Origin of the sequence: Pedobacter rhizosphaerae (assembly GCF_900111155.1) — a bacterium.
GTDB classification, from domain to species: domain Bacteria; phylum Bacteroidota; class Bacteroidia; order Sphingobacteriales; family Sphingobacteriaceae; genus Pedobacter; species Pedobacter rhizosphaerae.
This window is the reverse complement of sequence record NZ_FOGG01000001.1, coordinates 262,940-288,434: the sequence shown is the minus strand read 5'-3', so window position 1 is coordinate 288,434 and position 25,495 is coordinate 262,940. Positions and strand designations below refer to the sequence as shown.

Here is a 25,495-nt window from a genome sequence, read left to right as displayed (position 1 = left end):
AGTTAAGCAATTAAACAGTTCATTAGTCCGAAAGTCTGAGGTCCGGAAGTCAGAAGTCTAGTTGCCCAAAGTTGCCAGTCCTGAAAGCCTAACCTTCATCCGATCTTTACTCTTTGTTCCTTGCTCCTTGTTCCTTCGGCACAGTTAAGCAATTAAACAGTTCAATAATTAAACAATCTTGCTACTCAAATTCCCTACTCCTTCGCCAAGGGTACCTCTACCCCTACAGGCCCACTAGGTTCGCTTTCATTTTTCAGTCTGTCTAAAGCCGTAACCAGGTAACTATAACGTTTTCCGCTTTCTACAGCAGTATCGATAAAAGAAACGTAATCTTCAAAGCTAATTTTAATGATGTTCTTCGGATCGAGTACAGAGATTTTTTCCCCTTCACTAAAGCGATAAATCACATACCCGGAAGCGGTTTCTCCATCACTGGCTTTTAAGGGTTGTTGCCATTTCAAATGTACACCATCTTTTAAAGCGTCGGCTGTTAATGCTTGCGGTTGATTTGGAGAAACCTCATCTAACCAGGGCATTTGCGGTGGTAAAGCCTGATATTTATATAAATCGTTTTTTAATGAATCGCCTACTGCCCTTGCTACCGTCATCATTGATTTAGAAGAGAAAAATACACTCCCCTGAACCCGGTTACTGTTTCTGAGGTATCGAATTTGATTGGGTATTTCTGAAGGGTTTTTCCAGGCAGCTTCTGCCCTCGAATTAACCAGATAAGCACCTTGACCGATGTAAACATGCCTGCCATAGCTATTATTACTCCACCAGTCTACCAATGTGGCGTAAGGAGCAACACGCCTGCTAAAAGTGAAATAAATTTGTGGATTGATGTAATCTACCCAACCCTCCTTTACCCACTTACGGCTATCGGCATACAGCTCGGCGTAATTAGATAATCCACTGCTTGCAGAACCTTCCGGATCTTCATGCTTGTTGCGCCAGATACCAAAGGGACTAATACCAAATTTGACCCATTTTTTATAGTGATGAATACTATCTGCAAGTGTTTTAATCAGCAGGTCGACATTATTACGACGCCAATCTTTAATATCGGAGAAGTTATTGGGATTTTTATAAAAAGTATTGCCATCATCTATCCGTTGCCCTTCAATGGGATAAGGGTAGAAATAATCATCAAAATGAATCCCATCCACATCATATTCCTTAACCACATCTAAAATTACCTGAACAATGTAGGCCCTAACATCCGGAATCCCGGGATCGAACTGCTTTTTGCCGCCATAAGTAAAAAACCAATCGGGATGTTTTTTATAAGCGTGATTTTCTGCCAGGGAGGTAGTACTATTCATACTGGCACGATAAGGATTAAACCAGGCATGCAATTCCATTCCTCTAAAATGGGCCTCCTTTATCGCAAAGGCAAGCGGATCGTATCCGGGTGCTGGTGCCAGGCCTTGCTTGCCCATTAACCACTGGCTCCATGGCTCTCGCGACTTCGCATAGAAGGCATCAGCTGCTGGTCTTACCTGCAAAACAATGGCATTCATACCCTGACTTTTGTGACGTTCCAGTATCCCTATAAGTTCTTGTTTTTGCTGATCTATGGACAAGCCCGGCTTTGATGGCCAATCAATATTGGTTACAGTAGCAACCCAAACCCCACGAAACTCTCTTTTTGGTGCAATTTTTGATAATGGTTGTGCATTTAAGATATACGGTAGAACAATTAAAGATAAAAGTGCGTATACAAAGTTTTTGAACATTATAATGTCTTGTTTTTGATTCAATTGGTGTGTTAATGCTCAATTAGGCCTTAACCCAACGAACATTAGCAAGTAAACGATTTTTTTTAAAAACTCATATAAGTTTAATAAAAATTTTAATTTGCGCCCTATTTTAAAATTACTGTATAACCATTTACCTATGGAAATTCAAGAATATATTAATTGGAGAAGATACAGCTTAAATAAAAATGGAACCACAGAAGATTAACAAGGGTGATAGAAACAAAATTTACTTTTTAGTTATTGTTATTGCCGCCCTTATTGGAACCAATGCCTACTTGTTTTTTAAAGACCGACAACAAAGTGAAAGATTTGTAACCGTCAGTACTGAAAAGGACAAGTTACGTTTAGAGGTTGAAAAAATAGAGGTTGAACTGGATAAGGTTAATGCCCTTAATTTAGATCTGAACGACAAACTGGTTGAGGAGCAAAAGCTAGCGAGAGAAAAAATTGCTGAATTAAAGGTGGCTTTGGAAAAAGGACAGATTACCCAGGGAGAGCTGGACAAGGCCAATGCACAGATTGATGAGCTTAAAACTTTCGTTAAAAACTACAACGATCAGATTATTCAACTTCAAAAGGATAATACCTTTCTAAAAAACAGTAGAGATAGCCTGGAGAATGCCATTAAAAATATGGGCACCAGGGCTACAAACCTGGAAACGGAAAACACAGCGCTAAACGCTAAAGTAAAAACGGCAGCTGCCCTAAAGGTTAAAGATGCTGATATCATCGCGTTCAGAACTAAATCAAGCGGGAAAAAAGTAGAAGTAACCAAGTCATCAACTGCAGAAAAGCTAAGTGTACGCTTTAATATTATTCCTAACGAGCTGGCAGAAAAAGGTCATCACAATATTTACCTGAGGGTTTTTGACCCTGCTGGAAATTTGCTGGCTGAAGATAGCAACCGTTTCGAAGCAGATGGGCAGGATATGCAGTACAGCCACTCTATCTTCATTGATTACAATAACGATGAAACAACCTATACTATAGACTGGACTAACCCTAAGCCTTTTATTAAGGGCATTTACACCGTTATCTTATATACCGACGGAAGCACCATGGGTAAAGCTCAAATAGATTTAAGATAAACTTCCTTATTCAATTGATTAAACTAGCGGGAAACTGAGGTAGAATGTTGTTCCTACTCCGGCTACCGAAGTAAAACTTACCGTACCTCCGGCATTTTCTATCGCCTGTTTCACAAAGGCTAAGCCAAGACCTGTTCCCGATGTTTTAGTAGTAAAGTTAGGAACGAAGATCCTCTCGTGAAAATCTGCCGGAATACCCTTACCATTATCTTTCACTTCTACATAAGCGTGGCTCTTATCGTTGTATAATACAGCCGTGATACAACAAAGCGCCTCTCCGTCCATCGCCTCAATGGCATTTTTAAATAAGTTGTTAAACGTTCGCAAAAGCTGATCGTGATCGGCCATTACCAGCACATTTTTATCCGTCTTATCCGAAATATTGATCTCCACATTGGAAGTACTTTTAAAAACCTCTCTGGCCTGTGCAAGAATAGGCAATACAGAAAGCTTCTCTAAATTAGTATCTGGCATTCTTGCAAAATTCGAAAACTCTGAGGCAATTTTAGAAAGGCTCTCAATTTGCTCAATAAATGATTTACTGAATTTAATAAACTTATTCTCGAAGTTTGGATCCTTCTCCTTCCAGGATTTATCTAACAACTGCACGCCTAATTTCAAAGGCGTTAAAGGGTTCTTAATTTCATGGGCAACCTGCTTGGCCATCTCTCTCCAGGCACTCTCCCTTTCAGATCGGGCGAGCTTTCTGGCACTTTCTTCCAAAGCGGCAATCATGTTATTATACTCTTTGATCAATGAACCAATTTCGTCATGCCTCCTCCATACTATAGGCTCATTACGCTGTCCTATCTTAGTACGGCTAATGCTCTCCTGAATAAAAGTAAGCGGGTTAGTGATCTGATTGGCTAAAAATACCGCCAGCACACCAATACCCACAAACACCAGGGCATAAATATTAATCAGGTTACTAACAAATAGTGCAATCTTATCTGTATACTCTTCTTCGTTAGAGTAGTTAGGTAATCCGATATAGGCAATTGTTCTATTTTGCGCATTGCGAATAGGTGCATAAGCCGCAGCATATTTTAAACTGCCAATAACTTCCTCATTGTTGATATACTCTGAACGATGAAGCTTATTGAGAAAAGTATAAGCCTTAGCCCCCATCTTTCGCCCCACAATTTTATAGCTATAAAGTTTTGGATAGGTGGTCATAATCAGATTACCATTGATATCGTAAAGGTTTAAATCTGCATTATTGATATCGGCAAAATTGTTAAAATCGGCAATGGCATTTTCATCATTGGTGATAATACCATGGTTGAAAATCTGTTTTTCAAAATTCTGCTGTACCTTTCTAATCTTATCCTTCAAAAAGGCATCTTGCTGCCCCCTGTACTCCAAATTCATGTAATAATACGTTACCCAGCCCACAATAATCAACGTAGCTACCACCGATAGTACAATAGAAACCTGAATCCGGGTTTTATATAAAATCTTATTGGCATTAATCATCAATGACCGGTTAATGCTAAACCAGCCAATTTTGTCATCATCTAAATTTTTAACCAGCCATACCAGGCCAAAAAGAACCAGCGAGAAAATAATAAAGACCAAAAAGAAGAACGATAATGCAGCTAAACGTTCTACGTAATCTACCTTCTCCTTACTGATAATAACCATTTTACTATCACTAGGCTTATAAATTAAATGGCTATAATGCAGCAAGTCATCATTACTCACCACAAAATCATCTTTTTTACCTTTAAAACTATTCCCGTTTAAGGGATAGGTATAATTTCCCGACTGGTTAAGCAAAACATTGTTACTATACAGCGCTATAGAGTACCCCCTAAAATCCTCATCCTTCATCATCTTATGGTCGCCCAATAAATCCGGAAGCCGGTTGTTGTAATTGTACGGTTTTGAACGAAGTTCGATAACCAGTGTTCCTAAAAGGCTCCCCTTATCAACCATAGGAACAATCCCAAAATAATCCTGATAACCAAAAGTATTATTAACCTGATAGAAGTAGTTAGAGCTATCTATCTTCACAGAGCCCGACTGCACCAGGCCTTTATACTTGTTTAGCGGTTGTGTTTCCTGCAAGTTAGTAGGTTTACCTGCGGTATTGTAAGCATAAATCTGGTAGTCGTACCGGTTCAGATAACCATCTAAATAGTTTTTGATATGGTTTTTTAATACCTGATAGCTGGAGCCTTCGTCCTGACTAAAAAAACGAAGTAAAAATTCATCACCCAACAACTGTTTTTCCAGCGAGCCCAGTGCCAATACAGCATTTGGATCTTCAGAAGACTGAACTTTTCTGGCCATGGGCTCTCTCCAGCTTCTTTCGGTAATATCCTTATACTTGATATACTTAATTGAAGTATTGAAGGCCAAACAAAAGAATACAATGGCAAAAAGGCCAACAGAGAACTTCTTGTCGTTTACATAATTTGCGCGGGTTACAATAAAGAAAACAAGTGCAAAAACGATGAAGAATGCTGTAAAATCGGTGCTTAATTTATAAATAAATACACTTAAAAAACCAATCAGAAAAATGGTTATCCGCTCTGTATTGGTTACGTTTAATGGCTTGGTTATCTCGGTTGAAATAATGGTAATTAAATAAATTTGAAACCAAACCAAACACAGAATAACGATACTCACCCAGCTCGATCCACTCAGTTTAAGGATATTAATAATATCGAAGTTGATTTTTGAATTATAAATCAGTCCAAAGAAGGCATCATCTGCCAATAAGGTAATTTGCCCGATAAAGAGGAGTAATACGATATGAATAACGAGACCGATTACTTTATTGCGTTTTATCCATCCGGGAAATTGGTATTGTTCTTTATGATTGTAAACAAAAAGTAGCCACCAGGTTACCGTAATCACATTTAACAGGAAGCCGCCAAGAGAAGGCAGTAAAAAGCTTTCGGCATATATTCTTGGATCGAACAAATTAACTGCAAAACGATTAGAAAACCAGCCATAATGTAAATCTGAATATCGAAACACGAAGAAAAAGGCAAAAAGTAAGATAGTACCCCCTGCCAAATAACCGCGCTTAGCAAAATATGAGCTCAATGAATTGAAGAACATGCAAATACACAGCATACCGGCAACAAACATCCATATCTGTGTTTTAGAAGTAAAGTCGTCGGTATAGCCGGGCTTAACTTTTAGCCCAAATAAAAACCTATTGTCTAAGCTTTTAATTGTATAAACCTCCTTATCGGTAAAGGAAGCTAAGGTTAGGGCCTGATTTGTAGACAAGAGCGGGTCAATATCATTCTTAAAATACTCGGTTTCTCTAAATGGATATTGGGATTGAATGAGGATGAGAAAGATAAAGTCAAAATCGCCCTTTTTGCTCCTGATAACCTCATACCAACCATTAGAAAAGAACAATACAGAGGTGCCCATTTTGATGGTGGATGGATCTATATCGGTAACCCTGTTGCTGCTCCAAAACTTTAGAATGTTGTTTTGATAGGTTAAAATATTTATACCACTTACATCCCTGTACGTTTCTAAAAAATCTTTCGCGGTATTGGGCTTAAGATGAAGATTTTTAGCCAGGTCAACCTGCGCTGCATCTGCCAGAAATTTTTCTACTATTCGTTCTTTGGCTAATAAATTATCCTGAATTTCCTGTCCATCATGTTCCAGTAGCTGGCTTTTGGTGCTAAATCGACTTAAAGAAATTGATGTTACTATTAAACAGCAACCCAATATGAGTAAGAGGAATCTTATTTTTACACCAAAGCTCAATTTCATCGATTTTGATAAAGATATTAATTATTGATAAAAAATAACGCCATAAACAGTGATGTTCATGGCGTTGAAATGATTTTATGTTGAACGGTTTTAAGCAATAGTTGCGCTGCTGGTTTGCACTTCGCGACTTACTTTTTTAACCAATCCTTGTAAAACATTACCTGGTCCTACTTCAACAAATTCGGTAGCACCATCAGCCAACATGTGCTCAACGGTTTGAGTCCAACGTACAGCACCCGTTAATTGTTTGATTAAATTCTCTTTAATCTGTGCCGGGTCTGTATATGGCTTGGCATCTACATTTTGATATACCGGACAAACAGGGGCAGAAATTGCCGTATTTTCTATAGCTGCCTGCAATTCAATTTTAGCAGGTTCCATTAATGGAGAGTGGAATGCACCACCTACATTTAACTTTAATGCTCTTTTTGCACCTGCCTCAGTTAATTTGGCACAAGCCAGGTCAATACCTTCAATGCTTCCCGAAATAACCAATTGCCCCGGACAGTTGTAGTTTGCTGGTACTACGACAGCATCAATACCTGAACAGATTTGCTCTACAACCTCATCTGCCAAACCCAATATTGCTGCCATTGTTGATGGCTGTGCCTCACATGCCTTTTGCATGGCATTGGCACGTGCAATAACCAATCTTAATCCGTCTTCAAAGCTTAATGCATTTGCAGCAACCAAGGCAGAAAATTCTCCTAAAGAGTGCCCAGCTACCATATCAGGTTTAAAGCTATCGCCTAAAACTTTAGCTAAAATTACCGAGTGCAAAAAGATTGCAGGCTGGGTTACGTTAGTTTGCTTTAATTCTTCATCTGTTCCGCCGAACATAATATCACTAATGCGGAAACCGATAATCTCATTCGCTTTTTCAAAAAGTTCTTTCGCTAATGGGTTCTCATAAAGATCTTTACCCATGCCTACAAATTGCGCTCCCTGTCCAGGAAAAATATATGCTCTCATTATTATTGGATTAGCGTATTAAGAAAAAGAATCACACTTTACTTTCTTAATACCTGATATTTGTTTGGTTATTATTAATCTAAACTTGCTGTAATCAATCTTAAAAATTCAGCTCTTGTTTTATCATTGCTTAAGAAACTGCCTGTAAATGCTGAAGTGGTGGTAACAGAATTTTGTTTTTGAACACCACGCATGGCCATACACAAGTGACGGCATTCCATCACAACAGCTACCCCCTGAGGGTTAAGTGTATTTTGAATACAATCTCTGATTTCATTGGTTAATCGTTCCTGAACCTGTAATCTGCGGGCAAACGCATCAACCACACGGGGGATTTTACTTAAACCTACAATATGACCATTAGGGATGTAAGCTATATGTGCCTTACCAAAAAACGGGAGCATGTGGTGCTCGCACATCGAATACACTTCAATATCCTTAACTACAACCATTTGGCTGTAATCTTCTTCGAACATAGCCGACCTTAAAATCTCATCAGGTTTTAAATCGTAACCATGGGTTAAGTATTGCAAAGCTTTAGCTACACGTTCAGGTGTTTTCAGTAAGCCTTCGCGCTCAGGATTTTCACCCAATTGCCCTAAAATATCTTTGTAATGATCTGCAACGGCAGAAATTTTCAAATCGTTATAGCGGTCTATTTTTACATACCCATCTATCGATTCTTCTCTTAAAACGTCTTTATTTTCCATTAAAATATAAGGTGTGTTTTGCGGATTAGATTAACCGAAATATTCAACATAATTATTTTCGGTTTCATAAATCTTAACCGAATGGAGTATTGCGCCACTTTCTGCAATTGGAGCTATTAGCTGATTCCAGATTTCGATGGCCAAATTTTCTGTAGAAGCCAACTTACCTTTCATGAAATCAACATCAAGGTTAAGGTTTTTATGATCTACCTTGTCTACAACATAAGTATTCATCACATCCTTTAACCATTTTAAGTCTACTAAGAAACCTGTTTCCGGATTTACTTCTCCCTTTACGGTAACATATAGCCAGTAATTATGACCATGCCAGTTAGGGTTTGCGCACTTGCCATACACAGCGTCATTTTGATCCTGGTCCCAATCGGTGCGAGATAATTTATGTGCTGCGTTGAACGATGCTTTTCTCGTTATATAAATCATTATTATAAAATAAAATGCAAATATACAGATAAAGGTTTAAGCTTGGCGCTTAAAGGATAAAGCTTGACGAAAACCACATAATTTGAGGGAACGTAAAAGGAAAGAATGGAAGATGGCGGGCATGCCGGCTTCTTTAACTTCATACCCCATTAGCATTCACCACCCAAGACACGAAGCACACAACACTTATACTTTCTTATATGCCTTACATGGTAAAAAATTAACCAAAAAACTTTTACCATATAAGCCATGTAAGCTCATTTAAAGCTAAACTTACTTTTGATATCGCTCCAATCATGTTTGAAGCAGTGGAAATAAACTTTGTGCCCTTTGCGATTAAACTTAGCGCGCTCTGCGGTTAAATATTTCGCCACCAAGACACACAGGCATACTACACTTATACTTCATATATGACTTACATGGTAAAATTTAACGAAAAACTTGAACCATATAAGCCATGTAAGCACATTTAACGCTTAGATCCCAACTCCCCTACTTTTTAAGGAGGGGGTGTACAGGCCAATGTAGTGGCGGGGTGGTTTAAAGTTTATGCTCATTAGCATTCACCACGAAAACACAAATACACGCTACACTTATACTTCTTATATGTCTTACATGGTAAAGTTTAACTAAAAAACTTGAACAATATAAGCCATATAAGCTCATTTAACGCTGAGTTATTTTGTATATCGCTCAAATCATGTTTAAAGCAGTGGGAATAAACTTTGTGTCCTTTGTGATTAAACTTTGCGCGCTCTGTGGTTAAATATTTCGCCTGCTCTACGTTAAATATTTTACCCTCTCTCCCATTCAAATTACCTGCCTTGCTATTTTTAGAATAACTTATCTTTGAATATGAAAACATTAATAGTTGCCGCAACCAAAGCAGAGTTGAGTATTTTCTATCAGCATTTTAACCTTGGTGAAGGTGATTTTAGTGAGCGCAAAAATTTTGATGTACTAATTACAGGCGTGGGCATGGTAGCCACTGCCTTTTCACTTGGTAAATACTTATCGCCTAAATATAACCTGGTTATCAATCTGGGTATTGCAGGTTGTTTCGATCGCAATATCCCTCTGGGAAGCCTGGTAAGTGTTACTGCCGATACTTTTGCAGAATTGGGTGCCGAAAACGGCGATGAATTTCTAACCATTAACGACCTGGGTTTTGGCGAAAACCATTATACCGCCACAAGCATCCAAAAAACGGGACTAACAGAAGGCACTGGCGTAACAGTTAATCGGGTAAGTGGTAGCGAACAGAGCATTAAAAACCTGGTACAAAGGTTAAATCCAACTACCGAAAGTATGGAAGGTGCCGCAGTTTTTTACGCCTGTAACCAACAGCATATAGATTGTTTGCAGGTTAGAAGCATATCCAACTACGTGGAGCCCCGCAATAAAGACAATTGGAAAATGGGCTTAGCTATTAAGAACTTAAACGATTGGGCCATTTCTTTTATTGGAGAAATGAACTGAGTATGACGAAGTAATTTATCTGAGTTCCTATTTTTGACATATGAAGCTTACCCTAGGTTTTTCTCCCTGCCCCAACGATACGTTTATTTTCGACGCATTGATTCATCACAAAATCGATACTGAAGGTTTAGATTTTGAAGTGTTATTTGATGATGTAGAAACATTAAATCAAAAAGCTTTAAGGGCCGAACTGGATATTACCAAGCTAAGTTTTCATGCTTTTGCTTACGTAGCCCATCAATATGCCTTACTAGATGCTGGTAGTGCACTGGGCTTTGGTGTTGGCCCGTTGTTAATTAGTAAAAAATATACGCCAGAAACACTTCAGGCCGAATTAGCAAAAGAAAACCACAACCTCAAAATAGGAATTCCGGGAAAATACACCACTGCCAACTTCTTACTGGGTATTGCTTATCCGGGTTTACAGAATAAACAGGAAATGGTATTTTCTGAGATTGAGGATGCCTTGCTGAATGAGCAAATTGATCTGGGATTAATTATTCATGAGAACCGCTTTACCTACCAGGATAAAGGATTGACTAAAATTGTTGATTTAGGCGATTATTGGGAAAAACAAACAGGTTGTGCCATCCCTCTTGGCGGTATTGTAATTAACAGAACCTTAGACCGGGCCGTTCAACTTAAAGTGAACCGATTGATTCGCCAGTCGGTGGAATATGCCTTTGCACACCCTAAATCTGGTATTGATTTTATTAAAGCGCACGCACAGGCAATGGAAGAATCGGTGATGTATAAACACATTGAGCTCTATGTAAACCAATACAGTATTAACCTGGGTGCAGAAGGGCGCAAAGCGATAGACACCCTGTTTACATTGGCGCAGGAAAGAAATATCATCCCTGTGGTTCAGGAAAACTTATATATTTAATTAGCTTACCAGCAACTTGTAACCCTTACCGTGTACGTTGATAATTTCTACGTTAGGATCTCCTTTAAGGTATTTGCGTAGTTTACTTAAAAAAACATCCATACTTCTACCATTAAAGTAGTTGTCATCATGCCAGATGCTTAAAAGTGCCTCTTCCCTCGTTAAAACCGTGTTTTTCTTCAGGCAAAGTAACCGCAGTAATTCAGCCTCTTTGGTAGATAGTTTCTGGTTTTCTTCTCCTGCCGAGATAATCTGGGTAGTATAATCGAAAATATATTTACCGATAGAGAACTGCGTCTCCGCTTCTTCTTCTGTTTGCGTACCGCGATTAGCCACCCGTTTAAACATGGCATTAATCCGCAACAGCAATTCCTCTATACGGAAAGGCTTAGTGATATAATCATCACCACCTAAATCGTAAGCAGCAGATTTATCTTCGAGCATGGTTTTCGCTGTCGCAAAAATAATCGGAATATGTGAGTTTACCTTTCTGATGTCTTTTCCTAACGTAAATCCATCCTTTTTAGGCATCATCACATCCAGAATGCATAAATCAAAGTTTTGCTTGTTAAAAGTGCGCAAGCCTTCATCGCCATCAGTACATAGCGTAACATCAAACTTACCCTTCAACTGCAAATAGTCTTGAAGCAATAAACCTAAATTCGGATCGTCCTCTACCAGAAGTATTTTTTTCATCTTTTTTATTTTGTTCACATAAGCGGCGTAAGCAACGCCAGAGATTTGATTCTGACTTTGCAAAAGGGTTTAATTTATGGTTAAGCAATTTTAACAAATGCAATAATACCTGAATTACCCTTAGCCATTCTTTTGTATCGATAAGCCTGCTTTTGTAACGACAGCTTTATAAAGGTAAGGATATTTCAAAGGTTGTTCCTTTATCTTTTTCGCTACTTACCTTTATACTGCCGTTTAATTGTTTAATAATATCTTGTACGTAATTAAGTCCTAAACCGAAGCCTTTTACATCATGCAAATTACCCGTGGGTACTCTGTAAAACTGGTCAAATATCCGTTTAGATTGTTCTTTGGTCATTCCTATACCCTTATCGGTAACCTCTATAATAACATGTTTATTGGTGTTTCGTGTTGAAATGGTAATTTCGGGGGTATCTGCACTGTATTTATTGGCATTATCGATCAGGTTGTAAAGCACGTTGGAGAGGTGAAGCTCATCTCCAAAAACCACGGCATTTTCTGCGTCGGTATTGACATGAATTACGGCGTTGCGTTTTTGCAGCTGCAAGCTCATGCTATCCAGTACAATCAGAATCAGATCGTTCATATCCACCTCTGTATTCTCCATTTTTAGCTCGTTCTTTTCCAGCCTGGCAATGCTTAACACCCTTTCAATATGGTTACCCAAACGCACATTTTCATCATAGATTATTCCGGCCAACCGTTTCAGCCTTGCCTTGTCTTCGGTAACCTCCGAATCCTTCAACGCTTCGCTGGCAATCATAATGGTGGCCACAGGCGTTTTAAATTCGTGGGTCATATTATTGATGAAATCGGTTTTCATCTCAGAAATTTTCTTCTGCTTCAATATCGCATAAAGCGTGTAAGAAAAAATAAACACCAATACCAGCAATAAGCCTATTGATGAGGCCAGCGTAAAGCTGAGGTTAGTTAAAATGGCCGAATTTTTATAGGGAAACCTTACCATTAATGTTCCCGGATCGCGGAAAATATCGTTACTGAAAATAGGGACTTTGTAGGTTTTGTTATCTTCAAAATTCGGATTGCCACTGTTTGCCATGATATAAAGAACAGAGTCTTTTCGGGCAAGTTTAACCTGCATATCATATACCTGATCGATGTTGTGGTTTAAAAACTCTCTTTTTAACAACCGGGCCAGGTTACCCGAATCAATTCTTTTGTAAATTGGAACATTAACCTCACGCATTTCCTTTTCCACGTCCTGCAATAAGCTAGAAGCGCTGTAAGGCTTAATCCCTTTACTCAAGGCACTTAATTGCTGATCAAATTTCAACTTGGCCAGCTTATCCTCTCTTTTAAATTTCTGTACCAATTCATCAGAAAGTTTTGGCAGGGCAATTAAGAGCGGTTTGCCTGTCATGGGATCTTCGCCCAGGTACCTAATGGTATCCGGTAAAGTTCTGGCAGTTCTAAAATTAAAGGTCTTCACATCAGGCGAAGCCAATCTGGAACGCATACTGTAGGCTTTCAGGTTAAAATCTCCATCTACAACGGCGTCCATCTGCACATCCAGAAGCGACCTGCCAATTCGTGGGGCTGGCGTTGAAAGCGATTTAAAGGTGTTTTCTGAAAGGATTTGTGTTCTTCGGTACGACACCCGAATTAAACTATCCTGCTGATTTAAATAATTCTCTACCTGTACCTGCTGCTCTCCTTTTCTAATCTCCTGCTCCTGCACAAACTGCTGCTTCAAATCTTTAATATCCAACTCCCGCTGTCTAAGCTCTTCTTCGTACTGCATCTTATTTTCAGCATCTCTTTTATTGATGTGATCGGCTACATTTAAGCGCTGAACTTTATTTACCACAGTGGTGAGTGTTTGGTTCACCTGTTCATCAAAAAGTTGTGATTTTAGGCTATACGCTTCCCTGATGTAATACAATTGCATTACAAATACACCAAGGAGTGCTACTGTCATGAGGACAGTGATTAACCAAAAACTTCTTTTTTTCATTAACTGTGTGTTCGTAGCTTAAACGATTGAGATGAATATAGTGCTACAAATATCAAAATTACTTAATCTACAGGCTTTAACCTTGGTTTTAACATATTTTAACACGTAACAGTACTGTAAATGAAGCGGGTAAACTGACTGTTGGTTTTGGGTTAGTTTTTCGCCTGGAGGCATAGCTGAGAATTGTAAACTGAAAACAGGCTTGTAAAAATAAAAGGCCAAAAAAAATGCCGGGGCAAAAGCCCCGGCATTGGTTCAAAATTGTTTGCTTAAAAAAGATTCTTTATTTAGAAAGGCAAATCATCATCTTCTCCTGGTGCGCTACTAACGTCAACCGGAGCTGCATAAGCTGGGGCACCTGGTGCTGCTGCATTTCCTGCAATAGCATTGATACGCCAAATTACCAAACTGTTAAAATATGATGTTTTTCCTGTTTTATCTGTCCATGGACGGCCACGTAAATTAAAGAAAACCTCAACCTCATCGCCAGCTTTGAATGTATCTAATAAAGCAGTTTTATCCTGCAAAGCCTCAAAACGAATATATTCTGGGTATGTTGGATTTTCTGCATATTCTACTATTAAATCACGTTTTTTAAACGTTTCGCTCACTTGCTGCGTTGCACCTACTTCGTGTACTTTTCCTTTAATTTCCATAACTTGTACTATAAACCTCAAATCTCAATAATTTTATTGATAACTTCGCATACATTATGACGCAAGTTTTCCACAATAAAAGCAAGGTTATTATTACCTGCAACAAACGCCTTTCTCCCTATCTGCAAGATGAAGTAAAAGCGCTTGGATATACCATAGAAAGGGCTTTTTCTACAGGAGTAGAATTAAACATTACCCTTACAGAGTGCATTAAATTAAACTTAAACCTACGCTGTGCAAGTCAGATTTTATACGCCATAAAAAGCTTTAGTGCAAAAAATCCTGATGATTTGTACAATGAAATTAAAGCTATAGAATGGGAAGAGCTCATTGATTTTACCGGATATTTCTCGGTAACCTCGAATGTGGATAACCCGCACATTACAACACCACTTTTTGCTAACCTTAAAGTTAAGGATGCCATTGTAGATCGGATGAAAGAGAAAAAAGGGATCAGACCAAACTCTGGTTCTGATGCCAACAAAACGGTTATTCACCTGTACTGGAAAGATGCAGATGCAGATGTTTTTATAGATACTTCTGGCGAAACGCTGGCCAAACATGGTTACCGCAAAATACCTGGAAAAGCCCCAATGCTGGAGGCGCTAGCTGCGAGTGTAATTTTAGCAACCCAATGGGATAAAAAGTCTCCCTTTATTAATCCCATGTGTGGATCGGGCACTTTAGCCATTGAGGCGGCATTAATTGCAACCAATCGCGCTCCTGGTTTATATAGAATGAACTACGGCTTTATGCATATTATTGGCTACGATGAACAAGTCTTTTTTGCTGAACGCCGGATATTAAAGGATCAGGTGATTAAAAATATCGACTTTAAGATTGTGGCCTCAGATATTTCGGAAGATGCGGTAGAGGTAACGAGAAAGAATGCTAAAACAGCTGGGGTAGACACGCTTATCGACTTTCACGTTTGTGATTTTGAACAAACTCCTGTTCCGGAAACCGGAAAGGGCGCTGTAGTTTTCAATCCGGAATACGGAGAGCGTTTAGGCGTTCATAGCAAGCTGGAACTTACTTATAAACGCATGGGCGATTATATGAAGCAGCAATGCAAGGGGTATTCGGGTTACATTTTTACAGGAAACCCGGATCTGGCTAAAAAGATCGGACTTAAGGCTGCTAAGAAGATTGAATTTTACAATGGAAAATTAGATTGCCGGTTGCTCGAATACGAGCTTTACGATGGTTCTAAAAGGGCTCCATTGATTACAGAATAAATCATACGCTAAACTAACGCTCTCCATTTCTTACCTCTTCTGTAAACACATCACAGATAAAGAATGTCTTTCTAATTCCCCTATTCTTTTTTCTCCGCTAAACTGCGAAAAATAACGAAAAAGAATGCCATAAACATTTGGACTGTTTTGGTTGTTATCCTTGTTAACAATAAGTCAGGTAAGTATATAGAGGTCAATTAATTTTTTTATAAATTGAAATCTCAACCGATTTAATCATCGTATATACCCCTATAAGTTGTTTAAATACCTAAATATTGTATGGAAGATCTATTGAACGTAAAGACAAAAAACGTAGCTGGAAACATTAGAAAAATTAGAGAGTATAGGGATTATACTCAGGATTATTTGGCTGCCAAGCTAAAAATTTCTCAGAATGCTTATAGCAAAATAGAGTTGGGCTACAGTAAGCTTACAGTGGATCGGTTATTTCAGATAGCAGCTATTTTAGAGGTGCAGGTAACCCATTTTTTAACTATGAATCACAATGATTTGATTAAAATTATTGCTGAAGACGAAAACAGACAGGCCAAAGCGGTGTAGCATTGGTCTGTTGAAATCATTTCTTCCCTCCTGCATATTTTTCCAATATCTTTGGCAAAAAATAGATTATGCAGGATATCATCATTTCCAAAACCATAGATTTCGTTAAGGAAACTTTAAAAAATGCAGAAGCTGGTCATGATTGGTTTCACATTGAGCGTGTTTTTAAAACTGCTCAAACCATTAATGAAACCGAAAAGGCAGACCAACTTATTGTAGCTCTTGCGGCCTTGTTGCATGATATTGCCGACCCTAAGTTTAACGGTGGAGATGAAGAATTAGGCCCTAAAGTTGCAGAAGACTTTTTGAAATCTATCGCGGTAGATCAATCCATCATTGATCAGGTGAAGCTCATTATTCAGCACATGTCGTTCAAAAATAGTTTTGACGAGGTTAAATTCAGTTCGAAAGAAATGGAGGTTGTGCAGGATGCTGACCGCTTAGATGCCATAGGTGCCATTGGTATTGCCAGGGCTTTTACCTATGGAGGCTTTAAAAACCGTGTACTTTATGATCCTGAAATTAAATTTAAGGAGTATCTGGATAAAGAAGGATATAAAAATACCACCGCCCCTACTATAAACCACTTTTACGAAAAACTACTCAAGCTTAAAGACATGATGAATACAGTAAGCGGCAAAGCCATTGCCGAAGAACGTCATCAGTTTATGCTTCAGTACCTGGATCAGTTTTATAAAGAATGGGAAGGTAAATAAGCCTATCACTCCTTTTCAGAGTATCTTCGTTAACAACAATTACTAATATTTTTAGTTTTTAAACTATATTTGTTAGCTAACTGAAGATTATGTTTGAAAGGATTCGTGAAAAGTTAAACATTCTGGCTGATGCGGCCAAGTATGATGTTTCCTGCTCATCAAGTGGTGGAACGAGAAAAAATGATAATAAAGGTTTAGGAAATTCGCATACTTCTGGCATTTGCCATACCTATACCGAAGACGGGCGTTGTGTTTCTTTGCTCAAAATCCTGCTTACCAACCATTGCATTTACGATTGTGCCTTTTGCGTTTCGAGAAAAAGCAATGACGTTAAGCGCGCAGCTTTTACTGTGGATGAGGTGGTGGAACTAACCATGAATTTTTACAGGAGAAATTACATTGAAGGTTTATTTCTCAGTTCGGGCATTTTTAAAAATGCCGATTTTACCATGGAACGCCTGCTCCTTATTGTTAAAAAATTAAGGCTGGAGCAAAGATATAATGGGTACATACACCTAAAAACCATTCCCGGAGCAAGCGACGAATTGATTAAGGAGGCTGGCCTATATGCCGATAGGATGAGTATTAACCTGGAAATGCCAACAGAGGCTGGTTTAAAGTTGTTAGCTCCCGAGAAAAGCCATGCCGATGTGATTAAGCCCTTAGCTTTTGTTCAGCAAAACATTGTTCAGTTTGGGGAGGATAAAAAGCTGATTAAGCATGTACCCAAATTTGTACCCGCCGGCCAGAGTACACAAATGGTAGTGGGTGCCACACCCGAGAGTGATAAGGACATCATGTACACCGCAAATACCTTCTATAAAAATTTTGCCCTTAAACGGGTTTATTATTCGGGATACATTCCCATTAGCAATGATAGCCGCATGCCTATTTTAGGAACACAACCTCCTTTACTGAGAGAAAACCGTTTATACCAAACAGACTGGCTGATGCGCTTTTATGGCTTCAACGTTCAGGAAATTCTGAATGATGAAAACCCAAACCTGGATGTAGACATTGATCCTAAATTGAGCTGGGCCATTCGAAATATGCAACATTTCCCGGTTGATATTAACAAGGCCGATTATCAAATGATTTTACGTGTACCAGGCATCGGTGTGATGTCGGCAAAGAAAATTGTTCAGGCCAGGAAGTTCGGCAGATTACGCATAGATCAGCTGAAGAAAATAGGCGTAGCCTATAACAGAGCGAAACATTTTATCTCCTGCGCAGATAGTCCATATCAGTTAAAAGATTATCAGGGAACGGAAATTAAGGCCTTTATTTTAGCTGACAGCCAAAGTAAGTATCTCAAAACGGCACAAAATCAGCTTCTTCTGTTTTAGTTGTATTTGTCATTAAACGCATTTCATCATGACCTATATTTTTGATGGATCCCTTACCGGGCTTTTAACAAGTGTTTTTGAATGGTTTGAGCGTAAGCCGGGAAAAGTTACCTTAAAATCTGCTGAGATTTTTCAACCCGAGGCCTTTGCAGAAAGTTTGGAAATTATTGCCGATCAGGGTAAGGCCGATCGGGTGTGGGCAGGTTTGCAAAAAAAGCTGCAGAAAGACTGGCTCCGTAAATTCTATTGTAGTTATCTATCAGAACTTCCAGATGCTTACCATCATTTGTTTCAGTTCTCCTGCTATATTTTTCAGCAACAGAAAGGGGCAGAAAATAATTATGGGAATGAGCATGTTATTGCACTATCTAAATACGCCAAAAGTGTAGAACGAGAAAAACACCGCATGGAGGCTTTTATCCGCTTTCAGCAAACTGCCGATAATATCTTTTATGCCGGCATAGATCCTGACTTTAATGTATTGCCTTTAATTTCCAATCACTTCAAAAACCGCTATGCAGACCAGCAATGGATTATTTACGATTTAAAAAGAAAATATGGCTTACACTACAACCTGGATACCGTTGAAGAAGTTAGTATCAATTTTGAAAAAGGAAGCGCGCAACAAAACTTAACCCCTGCCTTAACCGATGAAAAAGAGCAGCTTTATGCGCTCTTGTGGAAAGATTATTTTAAAAGTGCCAATATTGTAGCCCGTAAAAACACCAAACTTCATTTGCAGCACGTACCCAAAAGGTACTGGAAATATTTAACTGAAAAGCAGTTGAGTTAACACACGATTAACATAAAACTGCTAAATTGCAGCATGAAATTAAGTGTTTTGGTCCTATTTACTGCCCTTGCTGTGGCCTTATCAATTGGTTTGGTTAACTTTTATTTTCAGCACAGTTTATATTATCTGGCCATTTCATTTGGCGTTTCCTTCCTCAGCAGCTTCCTGGTTTTTTATTATTTACTGGAAAAATATATCTATACCAAGATTAAACTAATTTATAAACTCATTCACAACCTCAAATTAGGGAAAGACTTAAAAGATGCTTTGGGTGAATATGTTAGCGCCGATCCCATCAACGATGTGGAGCAAGAGGTAAAGGAATGGGCAGGAGCAAAAAAGAAGGAAATCGACTTGTTAAAAAAGCAGGAACAGTTTAGAAGAGAATTTCTTTCCAACGTATCTCACGAGTTTAAAACGCCCCTTTTTGCCATTCAGGGCTATATTGAAACCCTGCAAGATTGCATTGAGGATGATCCGGATCAGGCCATGATCTTCTTGAAAAAAGCGGGTAACAATGTGGAGCGATTAAGTTATCTCATTAACGATTTAGATGTAATTTCGAAGCTGGAAACCGGCGAATCGCCTATTAACTACCAAAAATTTGATTTTGTGCTATTGGCAAAAGAGGTGATGGACAACCTGGAAGACCGCGCAAAGGCTAAAAAAATTACCCTTTTCTTTAAGGATAAATATACTGCTGTGACCATGGTTAAGGCCGATAGGGAAAAAATCCGCCAGGTTTTAATCAATTTAATTGTAAACAGCATTAAGTATGGTGTCGAGAATGGAGAAACCGCCATTAAGATTTTTGAACTCCATGATCAGTTTTTAATTGAAGTAACTGATAATGGTATTGGGATAGAAGAAAAACACCTCCTTCGTTTATTTGAACGTTTCTACCGAATCGATACCCACAGGGCAAGAGAAGTTGGCGGAACAGGATTGGGATTAGCGATTGTAAAACACATTTTAGAAGCCCACCAACAAACTATTTCTGTTAGAAGCACACCAAATATTGGAACTACATTCGCGTTTACGTTACAAAAAGGCGGGTAAGCTGTTTAAATTTTTAACCACCTCAGGCATCTTAGAAACCTAAGATTATCACGGGCTTAATAATATGGTTCAAATCTCATCTATTTTACCATTTAAGTCATATAAGTACAACTTAGCATTAAGTTTTTTCTGTTTTTTCCGTGAATTTTGTGTTTCCGTGGCAAACTAATAAACAAAAGCTCAAGTTAAGCACCCGGAACGCCGAATGAGATACTTAGAAACCTAAGATGATCACGAGCTTAGTATTATGGTTCAAATCAAATCTATATTACCATTTAATTCATATAAGTACAACTTTACTACATTTTTTTTCTGTTTTTTCCGTGAATTTTGTGTTTCCGTGGCAAACTAATGAACAAAGGCTCAAAGCGCAATCTAGGCACCTGAAACGCCGAATGAACCAATGACTAATGAACTAATTTACCAGACCTCCTCTTGGCAAAATCTATGCTAACTTCCAAAGTGTTAAGATAATTAAGAACTTAACATTAACTTAACATTGGCCTCGTAGCTTTGCAACATATTAAAAATTAACATGAACAATATTTTTAAGTTCTTTACACCACAAGACAAGAAGTTTCATCCTCTTTTTGAGCAAGCAGGAAGCAATGCTTTAAAAATTGCAGAGACCCTTTTAGAAATGGTTAGTACCGCTGACCCAGAAAGCCGAAAAACTATCTTTAAAGAGATTGAACGTTTGGAGCACGTAGGAGATGATATTACCCATTCTATTTTTCTTGAATTGAGTAGGAACTTCATTACGCCTTTCGACAGAGAGGATATTCACCAATTGGCAACTGCCGTTGATGATGTTGCGGATTACATTTATGGCACAGCTAACCGCATGCAGATGTATAACATGCACACCATTAACGAACCTATTGTTAAAATAGCTGAGCTTTTGGTAGAAATGTGTACAGATATTGATAAAGCGATTAAAGAATTACGAAGCTTTAAAAATATCCGTGTTATTGCTGATGCTTGTATCCGTATCAATAGCGGCGAAAATCAGGCCGATTACGTATTTACACTGGCGGTTGCCCGTCTATTCGAATACGAAACGAATGCGATTGAATTAATTAAACAAAAAGAGGTTTTACAAACGATAGAGAAAGCTACAGACAAATGTGAAGATGTTGCAAATGTACTGGAGACTATCCTTGTTAAAAACGCCTAATCCAAAATAAACATGGTAACTACCTTATTGGTTGTTGTGGTAATTCTGGCTATTGCCTTCGATTACATCAATGGTTTCCACGATGCGGCAAACTCTATCGCAACAATCGTTTCTACAAAAGTACTTACGCCATTTCAGGCGGTACTTTGGGCCGCTCTATTTAATTTTGCAGCTTATTTCTATTTTACCGATCACAAAGTGGCTAATACTGTCGCCAAAACTGTTATTGAGCAATACATTACGCTAGAAGTAATTCTGGCTGGACTGGTTGCTGCAATTGTCTGGAATCTTTTAACCTGGTGGTACGGTATTCCTTCCAGTTCATCGCACACCTTAATTGGTGGTTTTGCAGGAGCTGGGATGACACATGCCATGTTAACAGGTGCCAGTGCGCTGGATGCAGTAAACATGAGTTACGTGATTAAAATCGTTTCCTTTATCGTGCTTGCGCCAGTGATTGGTATGGTGATTTCGGTGGTTTTAACTTTGATTATCATCAATATCTGCAGGCATGCCAAACCAGCAACAGCTGAAAAATGGTTTAAACGACTACAGTTATTGTCATCTGCAGCATTAAGTTTCTTCCATGGTGGTAACGATGCCCAAAAAGTAATGGGTATTATTGCTACAGCTTTAATTGCATCGAAAGTTATTCCTGATTTTGAAGCGCTACCTGCCTGGGTGCCTATTGCCTGTTATTCTGCAATTTCATTGGGAACAATGAGTGGTGGATGGAAGATTGTAAAAACGATGGGCTCTAAAATCACCAAGGTAACTGCACTGGAAGGTGTTGCTGCTGAAGGTGCAGGTGCAATCACCTTAGGTATTACAGAGCATTTTGCTATTCCTGTTTCAACTACGCATACCATTACGGGTTCAATTGTGGGTGTGGGTGTTGTGAAAAGCGTTTCTGCTGTACGTTGGGGAGTAACCATTAATTTAATCTGGGCCTGGATTTTAACTATTCCGGTTTCTGCTACTTTAGCAGCCATTATTTATAGTTTGATTTACTATTTCAAATAAAACAAAATCCTTTAATATACTCGGAAGGCTAAGACTTGATTGTTTTAGCCTTTTTTGTTTTTAGGGTTTGGTTTTTCCCGCAGATTAAAGGCGATGAGCCGATTTTACCACAGAGCGCACAGAGAGAAGGCACAAAGCAGGGCTTACATTTTCCTTATATGGCTTATATGGTTCAAAGATAAAGCGCATACTTTTACCATTTAAGACATGTAAGCGCAGGCAAGTTTGATTCTAAATGGTGTTAGGAGAGAGCCACTTCTTTACTGCATTGAAATAAAGCATAAAGAATACAAAGTGAACTTATATTTTCTCCTTCCTCATCTCCTTCGCAACCTCATTAGCCATCACATCTCCACTCCTTTCGAGATCCGCAATAATACTTTCTTTATTCTTTGCTGAATGATTTTGACTCATCTTAAATACATGATCAATATGGGTGACTTCGATTTCAAATCCGGTGATGGCCTTTAAATGCTTTTGAATGTACGCTTCATCCATTTTGTGGAATGCAGCAGGACTATCCTCATTTTCATAATGATCTGTAATATCTTTAATCACCTGATAAGTTTCTTCAGTACTGAGGAGTTTGATCATCCCCTTTGCCTGTACTGTTTTATAGTTCCACGTGGAAGCTGAAGCCGGATTTTCATATACAGAAGCACTGATATAAGCATGCGCCCCTGTAAATAAAGCCATTACCTTAGGATTTTGGGCAAATGTGCTATAGTGATCAGTCTTGGTCATGATATGCCCAACCAGCTTAATCCTTTCGCCCTTAACAACAGTTTTAACGGGCACCTGAGTTGCTACAGGATAATCGCCATCAAACCCAATAAGGGTAATAAAGCTGTGGTGATGCATGAAGGCTAAAACTTCATCCTGATTATCAGCCTGATAATACGGTAACTTATACATGTGATTAATTTAAAGGAATGAGAAAATACGAATTAACAAAGCGCGCGTTTCAGGCTTCACCACCTACGCTATTAACTTAAGCTAAATGCTGTCCTGAGCTTCCCAATGTGAAATCAGGACAAGTAGTCGAAGACCTTCTGAATCAGTCGAAAACTAAAATGGATTGTCATCCTGAGCCTGTCGAAGGGCAATTCATTTTAGTTTTCTCCTTAAGTTAATACCATATGCCTTTACCCGAGAGTGACTAGAACTTTATACTCATCTCTACCTGGTCTGTACCCGTTTTTGGCAGAACCCAATCTGGCCCAGTAGAAATTAAACGCCGGGCCTCTGCATCTGCTTTTTTATCAATGCCCTTAATTACTTTTACATCAGCAGGCCTTCCATTTTTCTTCACCTTAAAACTCACAATAACGTATTGTGCGGGGCCTTTTGGATTATAAAGCTTATTGTTATTCTCTAAGTACTGGTTGTAATCGATCGTTGAAACCGGAATGGGCTTTGTGATTTCTTCCTTCGATTTACCATCTAAATTTTGATCGGCCCTAAGTACAATTTTAGGTGCAGCTATGGCTTCTTTTCTCCTTCCGTTTGATCCGGTGATCAACGCTATTTCGTTTAAAGATTTATCTCCACTTAAGGCCATCCGGATAGCATTTGGGTCTGTTGAAACTGCTTTATCATTATACCCCTGTGCCTTTACCAGTATCTCCTTACTTTTATCGGCACTATCCAGCGGCAAGGCAAAAAAGCCATTGGCATCTGTAGCCGTTACATTTCTATCGCTTGCCGTTTTAACAACTGCTCCCGATATAGGCTTGCCGTCTTGCGCAACTACGCTTCCCATGTAAACAGGCTTGTTACTGGCCAAGGATGGTGCCGCAGCAGCCATCGCCTGAACCTTCGCCAAGGAAGCAACGGCTTTTCTTTCCTGCTCTGCCTGCACTTCAGCCTGGAGTTGTTGCCTGGCCTTTACCTCGGATTGAAAAGATTTGGTGTTTTTAGCTAAATCGCTTGTTTTGGCGTTCCTTATGGCTTTATCTATCAGTATTTTTTGTGTTTCTGTCCCGTCTATTGCTGCAGAGTCTTTAATTGTTGGTTTAGCCTCAGCTATGGCGGTAGTGGTATCCAGATTAACCATTACCCCTGCCTCCTTGCGTTTAGCCACTTCATTTCTATTGTTGGTTTCGCGCATAAAGAATAAAATACTCACTGCAATAAAAGCAACAGTTGCCGTAGCTGCAATACTTAAACGTTGTGTGGTAATGCCCCACATTTTACGTCTAACTGGTTCGTTAGCAATCCGGTGGTAGAGTTGTTTTTGTAAAAGAGAAAGGTGCTGTTTACGCTTTGGAGATTGGCGCAGACCTTCGAGTGCTTCGGCAACGAAAGGATCTTCTAAAGCCTGGCGCTCTACAAAATGCATGGCTTTAGCATCAAGCTTACCATCAAGGTAATCTTCCAGCACATCAATATCTAACCAATCCTTATTCACCACTATTTTTTTCTATACAAATCTTCAACTTTCGCTTACCATTTTGGATATAACTTTTCACCTTTAGCATATCATATCCAGTAATTTCAGCTACTTCTTTATAGCACTTTTCTTGCAGATAGAATAAATCTACGCTTTTTCGCTGTTCTTCCGTCAAAGTTTCCATGCACTTTTCCATTATGGTAAGTTGCGTTTCTTTTGTGTTGTCGATATCTAGATGCACAAAATCAGTATTTTCCACAAAAGTATCGTCTAAAGAAACATTATTCTGCCTGGCCGATTTACGAAGGGCCATGAGGCAATGATTTCTGGTTAAAACGTGGAGCCAGCTTTTAAAGTTTTGAACCTCGTGCGCCTTTAGTTTCTGCACCAGTTCTTCAAAAATTTGCATAACGGCATCCTTGCTCTGCTCTTCATCTTTAAAATAATTGAAGCAAACCCCGAAAACCAGGTGCATATACTTATTGTACAAGGTACCCAATGCATCTAAATCGCCGGTGTCTTTATACTCGGCGATAAGATCGGCATCTTCATACTGGCGTTTGCCAGCTGTATTTTTTATGAACTTCAAAAATTGGGTAGCTAACGAAAATTTATCTTTCAAGTATAAAAAATATTTTCGAGTATGTGGGCGCTAAACTAAATTATTAGGAAACAATACAGGATTATTGTTGCAGGCTAAACCAATAAAATTTAACATTTAAACAGGTTCAAAAGCCATATCTTTGTTTG

At 38.8% G+C, this 25,495-nt stretch carries 22 protein-coding genes; 11 read left to right on the top strand and 11 right to left on the bottom strand.

Annotation, left to right across the window (positions count from 1 at the left end):
• Positions 1 to 194: 194 nt before the first annotated feature.
• Positions 195 to 1,739: a glycoside hydrolase family 10-like protein gene (locus BMX11_RS01255; protein WP_090880132.1), complete on the bottom strand. Its 1,545-nt coding sequence runs from the start codon at positions 1,737 to 1,739 to the stop codon at positions 195 to 197.
• A 209-nt stretch (positions 1,740 to 1,948) separates the two neighbouring features.
• Here BMX11_RS01255 and BMX11_RS01250 point away from each other — a divergent pair, with 209 nt between their 5' ends.
• A complete protein-coding gene (locus BMX11_RS01250) occupies positions 1,949 to 2,851 on the top strand; it encodes a hypothetical protein (RefSeq protein WP_090880129.1) in 903 nt (300 codons plus the stop codon).
• 18 nt (positions 2,852 to 2,869) lie between these two features.
• On the opposite strand, the gene BMX11_RS01245 is transcribed toward BMX11_RS01250, so the two are convergent.
• From BMX11_RS01245 to BMX11_RS01230, 4 genes are all read right to left on the bottom strand, one after another.
• On the bottom strand, positions 2,870 to 6,601 hold the full coding sequence (locus BMX11_RS01245; RefSeq protein WP_090880126.1) for a sensor histidine kinase: 3,732 nt from the start codon (positions 6,599 to 6,601) through the stop codon (positions 2,870 to 2,872).
• Positions 6,602 to 6,691: 90 nt separating this feature from the next.
• Positions 6,692 to 7,573, bottom strand: coding sequence for an ACP S-malonyltransferase (fabD, locus tag BMX11_RS01240; RefSeq protein WP_090880122.1), 882 nt, complete (start codon positions 7,571 to 7,573; stop codon positions 6,692 to 6,694).
• Between the two features lie 74 nt (positions 7,574 to 7,647).
• Positions 7,648 to 8,283 carry a GTP cyclohydrolase I FolE gene (folE, locus tag BMX11_RS01235; protein WP_090880119.1) on the bottom strand — a complete coding sequence of 212 codons (636 nt, stop codon included), beginning with the start codon at positions 8,281 to 8,283 and terminating at the stop codon, positions 7,648 to 7,650.
• Between the two features lie 30 nt (positions 8,284 to 8,313).
• The gene (locus BMX11_RS01230; RefSeq protein ID WP_090880116.1) at positions 8,314 to 8,724 is read right to left on the bottom strand and encodes a 6-pyruvoyl trahydropterin synthase family protein; all 411 of its coding nucleotides are present in this window, start codon (positions 8,722 to 8,724) and stop codon (positions 8,314 to 8,316) included.
• An 855-nt stretch (positions 8,725 to 9,579) separates the two neighbouring features.
• Between BMX11_RS01230 and mqnB the strand changes: the two genes are divergently transcribed.
• Positions 9,580 to 10,203, top strand: coding sequence for a futalosine hydrolase (gene mqnB / locus BMX11_RS01220; RefSeq protein WP_090880110.1), 624 nt, complete (start codon positions 9,580 to 9,582; stop codon positions 10,201 to 10,203).
• A gap of 40 nt (positions 10,204 to 10,243) precedes the next feature.
• A complete protein-coding gene (locus BMX11_RS01215; protein WP_090880107.1) occupies positions 10,244 to 11,092 on the top strand; it encodes a menaquinone biosynthesis family protein in 849 nt (282 codons plus the stop codon).
• Here the strand turns inward: BMX11_RS01215 and BMX11_RS01210 are convergent, their stop codons facing one another.
• The 3 genes from BMX11_RS01210 to BMX11_RS01200 form a co-directional block, all read right to left on the bottom strand.
• Positions 11,093 to 11,788 carry a response regulator transcription factor gene (locus BMX11_RS01210; protein WP_175474440.1) on the bottom strand — a complete coding sequence of 232 codons (696 nt, stop codon included), beginning with the start codon at positions 11,786 to 11,788 and terminating at the stop codon, positions 11,093 to 11,095. It abuts the gene before it with no gap.
• 166 nt (positions 11,789 to 11,954) lie between these two features.
• The gene (locus tag BMX11_RS01205; RefSeq protein ID WP_245738549.1) at positions 11,955 to 13,748 is read right to left on the bottom strand and encodes a sensor histidine kinase; all 1,794 of its coding nucleotides are present in this window, start codon (positions 13,746 to 13,748) and stop codon (positions 11,955 to 11,957) included.
• Positions 13,749 to 14,071: 323 nt separating this feature from the next.
• Positions 14,072 to 14,440, bottom strand: coding sequence for a DUF3127 domain-containing protein (locus BMX11_RS01200; RefSeq protein WP_090880101.1), 369 nt, complete (start codon positions 14,438 to 14,440; stop codon positions 14,072 to 14,074).
• Between the two features lie 56 nt (positions 14,441 to 14,496).
• Between BMX11_RS01200 and BMX11_RS01195 the strand changes: the two genes are divergently transcribed.
• From BMX11_RS01195 to BMX11_RS01160, 8 genes are all read left to right on the top strand, one after another.
• Entirely contained in the window at positions 14,497 to 15,678 is a 1,182-nt protein-coding gene (locus BMX11_RS01195) for a THUMP domain-containing class I SAM-dependent RNA methyltransferase (RefSeq protein ID WP_090880098.1), read from the top strand.
• A 279-nt stretch (positions 15,679 to 15,957) separates the two neighbouring features.
• A complete protein-coding gene (locus BMX11_RS01190; protein ID WP_090880095.1) occupies positions 15,958 to 16,239 on the top strand; it encodes a helix-turn-helix domain-containing protein in 282 nt (93 codons plus the stop codon).
• A 68-nt stretch (positions 16,240 to 16,307) separates the two neighbouring features.
• Entirely contained in the window at positions 16,308 to 16,955 is a 648-nt protein-coding gene (locus tag BMX11_RS01185; RefSeq protein ID WP_090880092.1) for an HD domain-containing protein, read from the top strand.
• 89 nt (positions 16,956 to 17,044) lie between these two features.
• Entirely contained in the window at positions 17,045 to 18,301 is a 1,257-nt protein-coding gene (locus tag BMX11_RS01180) for a putative DNA modification/repair radical SAM protein (RefSeq protein WP_090880089.1), read from the top strand.
• A 28-nt stretch (positions 18,302 to 18,329) separates the two neighbouring features.
• Complete coding sequence (locus BMX11_RS01175) at positions 18,330 to 19,094, top strand: TIGR03915 family putative DNA repair protein (protein WP_175474439.1); 765 nt, start codon at positions 18,330 to 18,332, stop codon at positions 19,092 to 19,094.
• A gap of 33 nt (positions 19,095 to 19,127) precedes the next feature.
• A complete protein-coding gene (locus BMX11_RS01170; RefSeq protein ID WP_090880082.1) occupies positions 19,128 to 20,153 on the top strand; it encodes a sensor histidine kinase in 1,026 nt (341 codons plus the stop codon).
• A gap of 535 nt (positions 20,154 to 20,688) precedes the next feature.
• Positions 20,689 to 21,330 carry a DUF47 domain-containing protein gene (locus tag BMX11_RS01165; protein WP_175474438.1) on the top strand — a complete coding sequence of 214 codons (642 nt, stop codon included), beginning with the start codon at positions 20,689 to 20,691 and terminating at the stop codon, positions 21,328 to 21,330.
• Positions 21,331 to 21,342: 12 nt separating this feature from the next.
• Positions 21,343 to 22,353 carry an inorganic phosphate transporter gene (locus tag BMX11_RS01160; RefSeq protein WP_090880076.1) on the top strand — a complete coding sequence of 337 codons (1,011 nt, stop codon included), beginning with the start codon at positions 21,343 to 21,345 and terminating at the stop codon, positions 22,351 to 22,353.
• A gap of 300 nt (positions 22,354 to 22,653) precedes the next feature.
• Here the strand turns inward: BMX11_RS01160 and BMX11_RS01155 are convergent, their stop codons facing one another.
• The 3 genes from BMX11_RS01155 to BMX11_RS01145 form a co-directional block, all read right to left on the bottom strand.
• On the bottom strand, positions 22,654 to 23,268 hold the full coding sequence (locus tag BMX11_RS01155; RefSeq protein WP_090880072.1) for an FMN-binding negative transcriptional regulator: 615 nt from the start codon (positions 23,266 to 23,268) through the stop codon (positions 22,654 to 22,656).
• A 244-nt stretch (positions 23,269 to 23,512) separates the two neighbouring features.
• Positions 23,513 to 24,763 (bottom strand): hypothetical protein, encoded by a 1,251-nt coding sequence (locus tag BMX11_RS01150; protein ID WP_090880069.1) that lies wholly within the window; start codon positions 24,761 to 24,763, stop codon positions 23,513 to 23,515.
• Positions 24,756 to 25,334 carry an RNA polymerase sigma factor gene (locus BMX11_RS01145; RefSeq protein ID WP_090880358.1) on the bottom strand — a complete coding sequence of 193 codons (579 nt, stop codon included), beginning with the start codon at positions 25,332 to 25,334 and terminating at the stop codon, positions 24,756 to 24,758. Before BMX11_RS01145 ends, BMX11_RS01150 begins: the two co-directional genes overlap by 8 nt.
• Between the last annotated feature and the right edge of the window lie 161 nt (positions 25,335 to 25,495).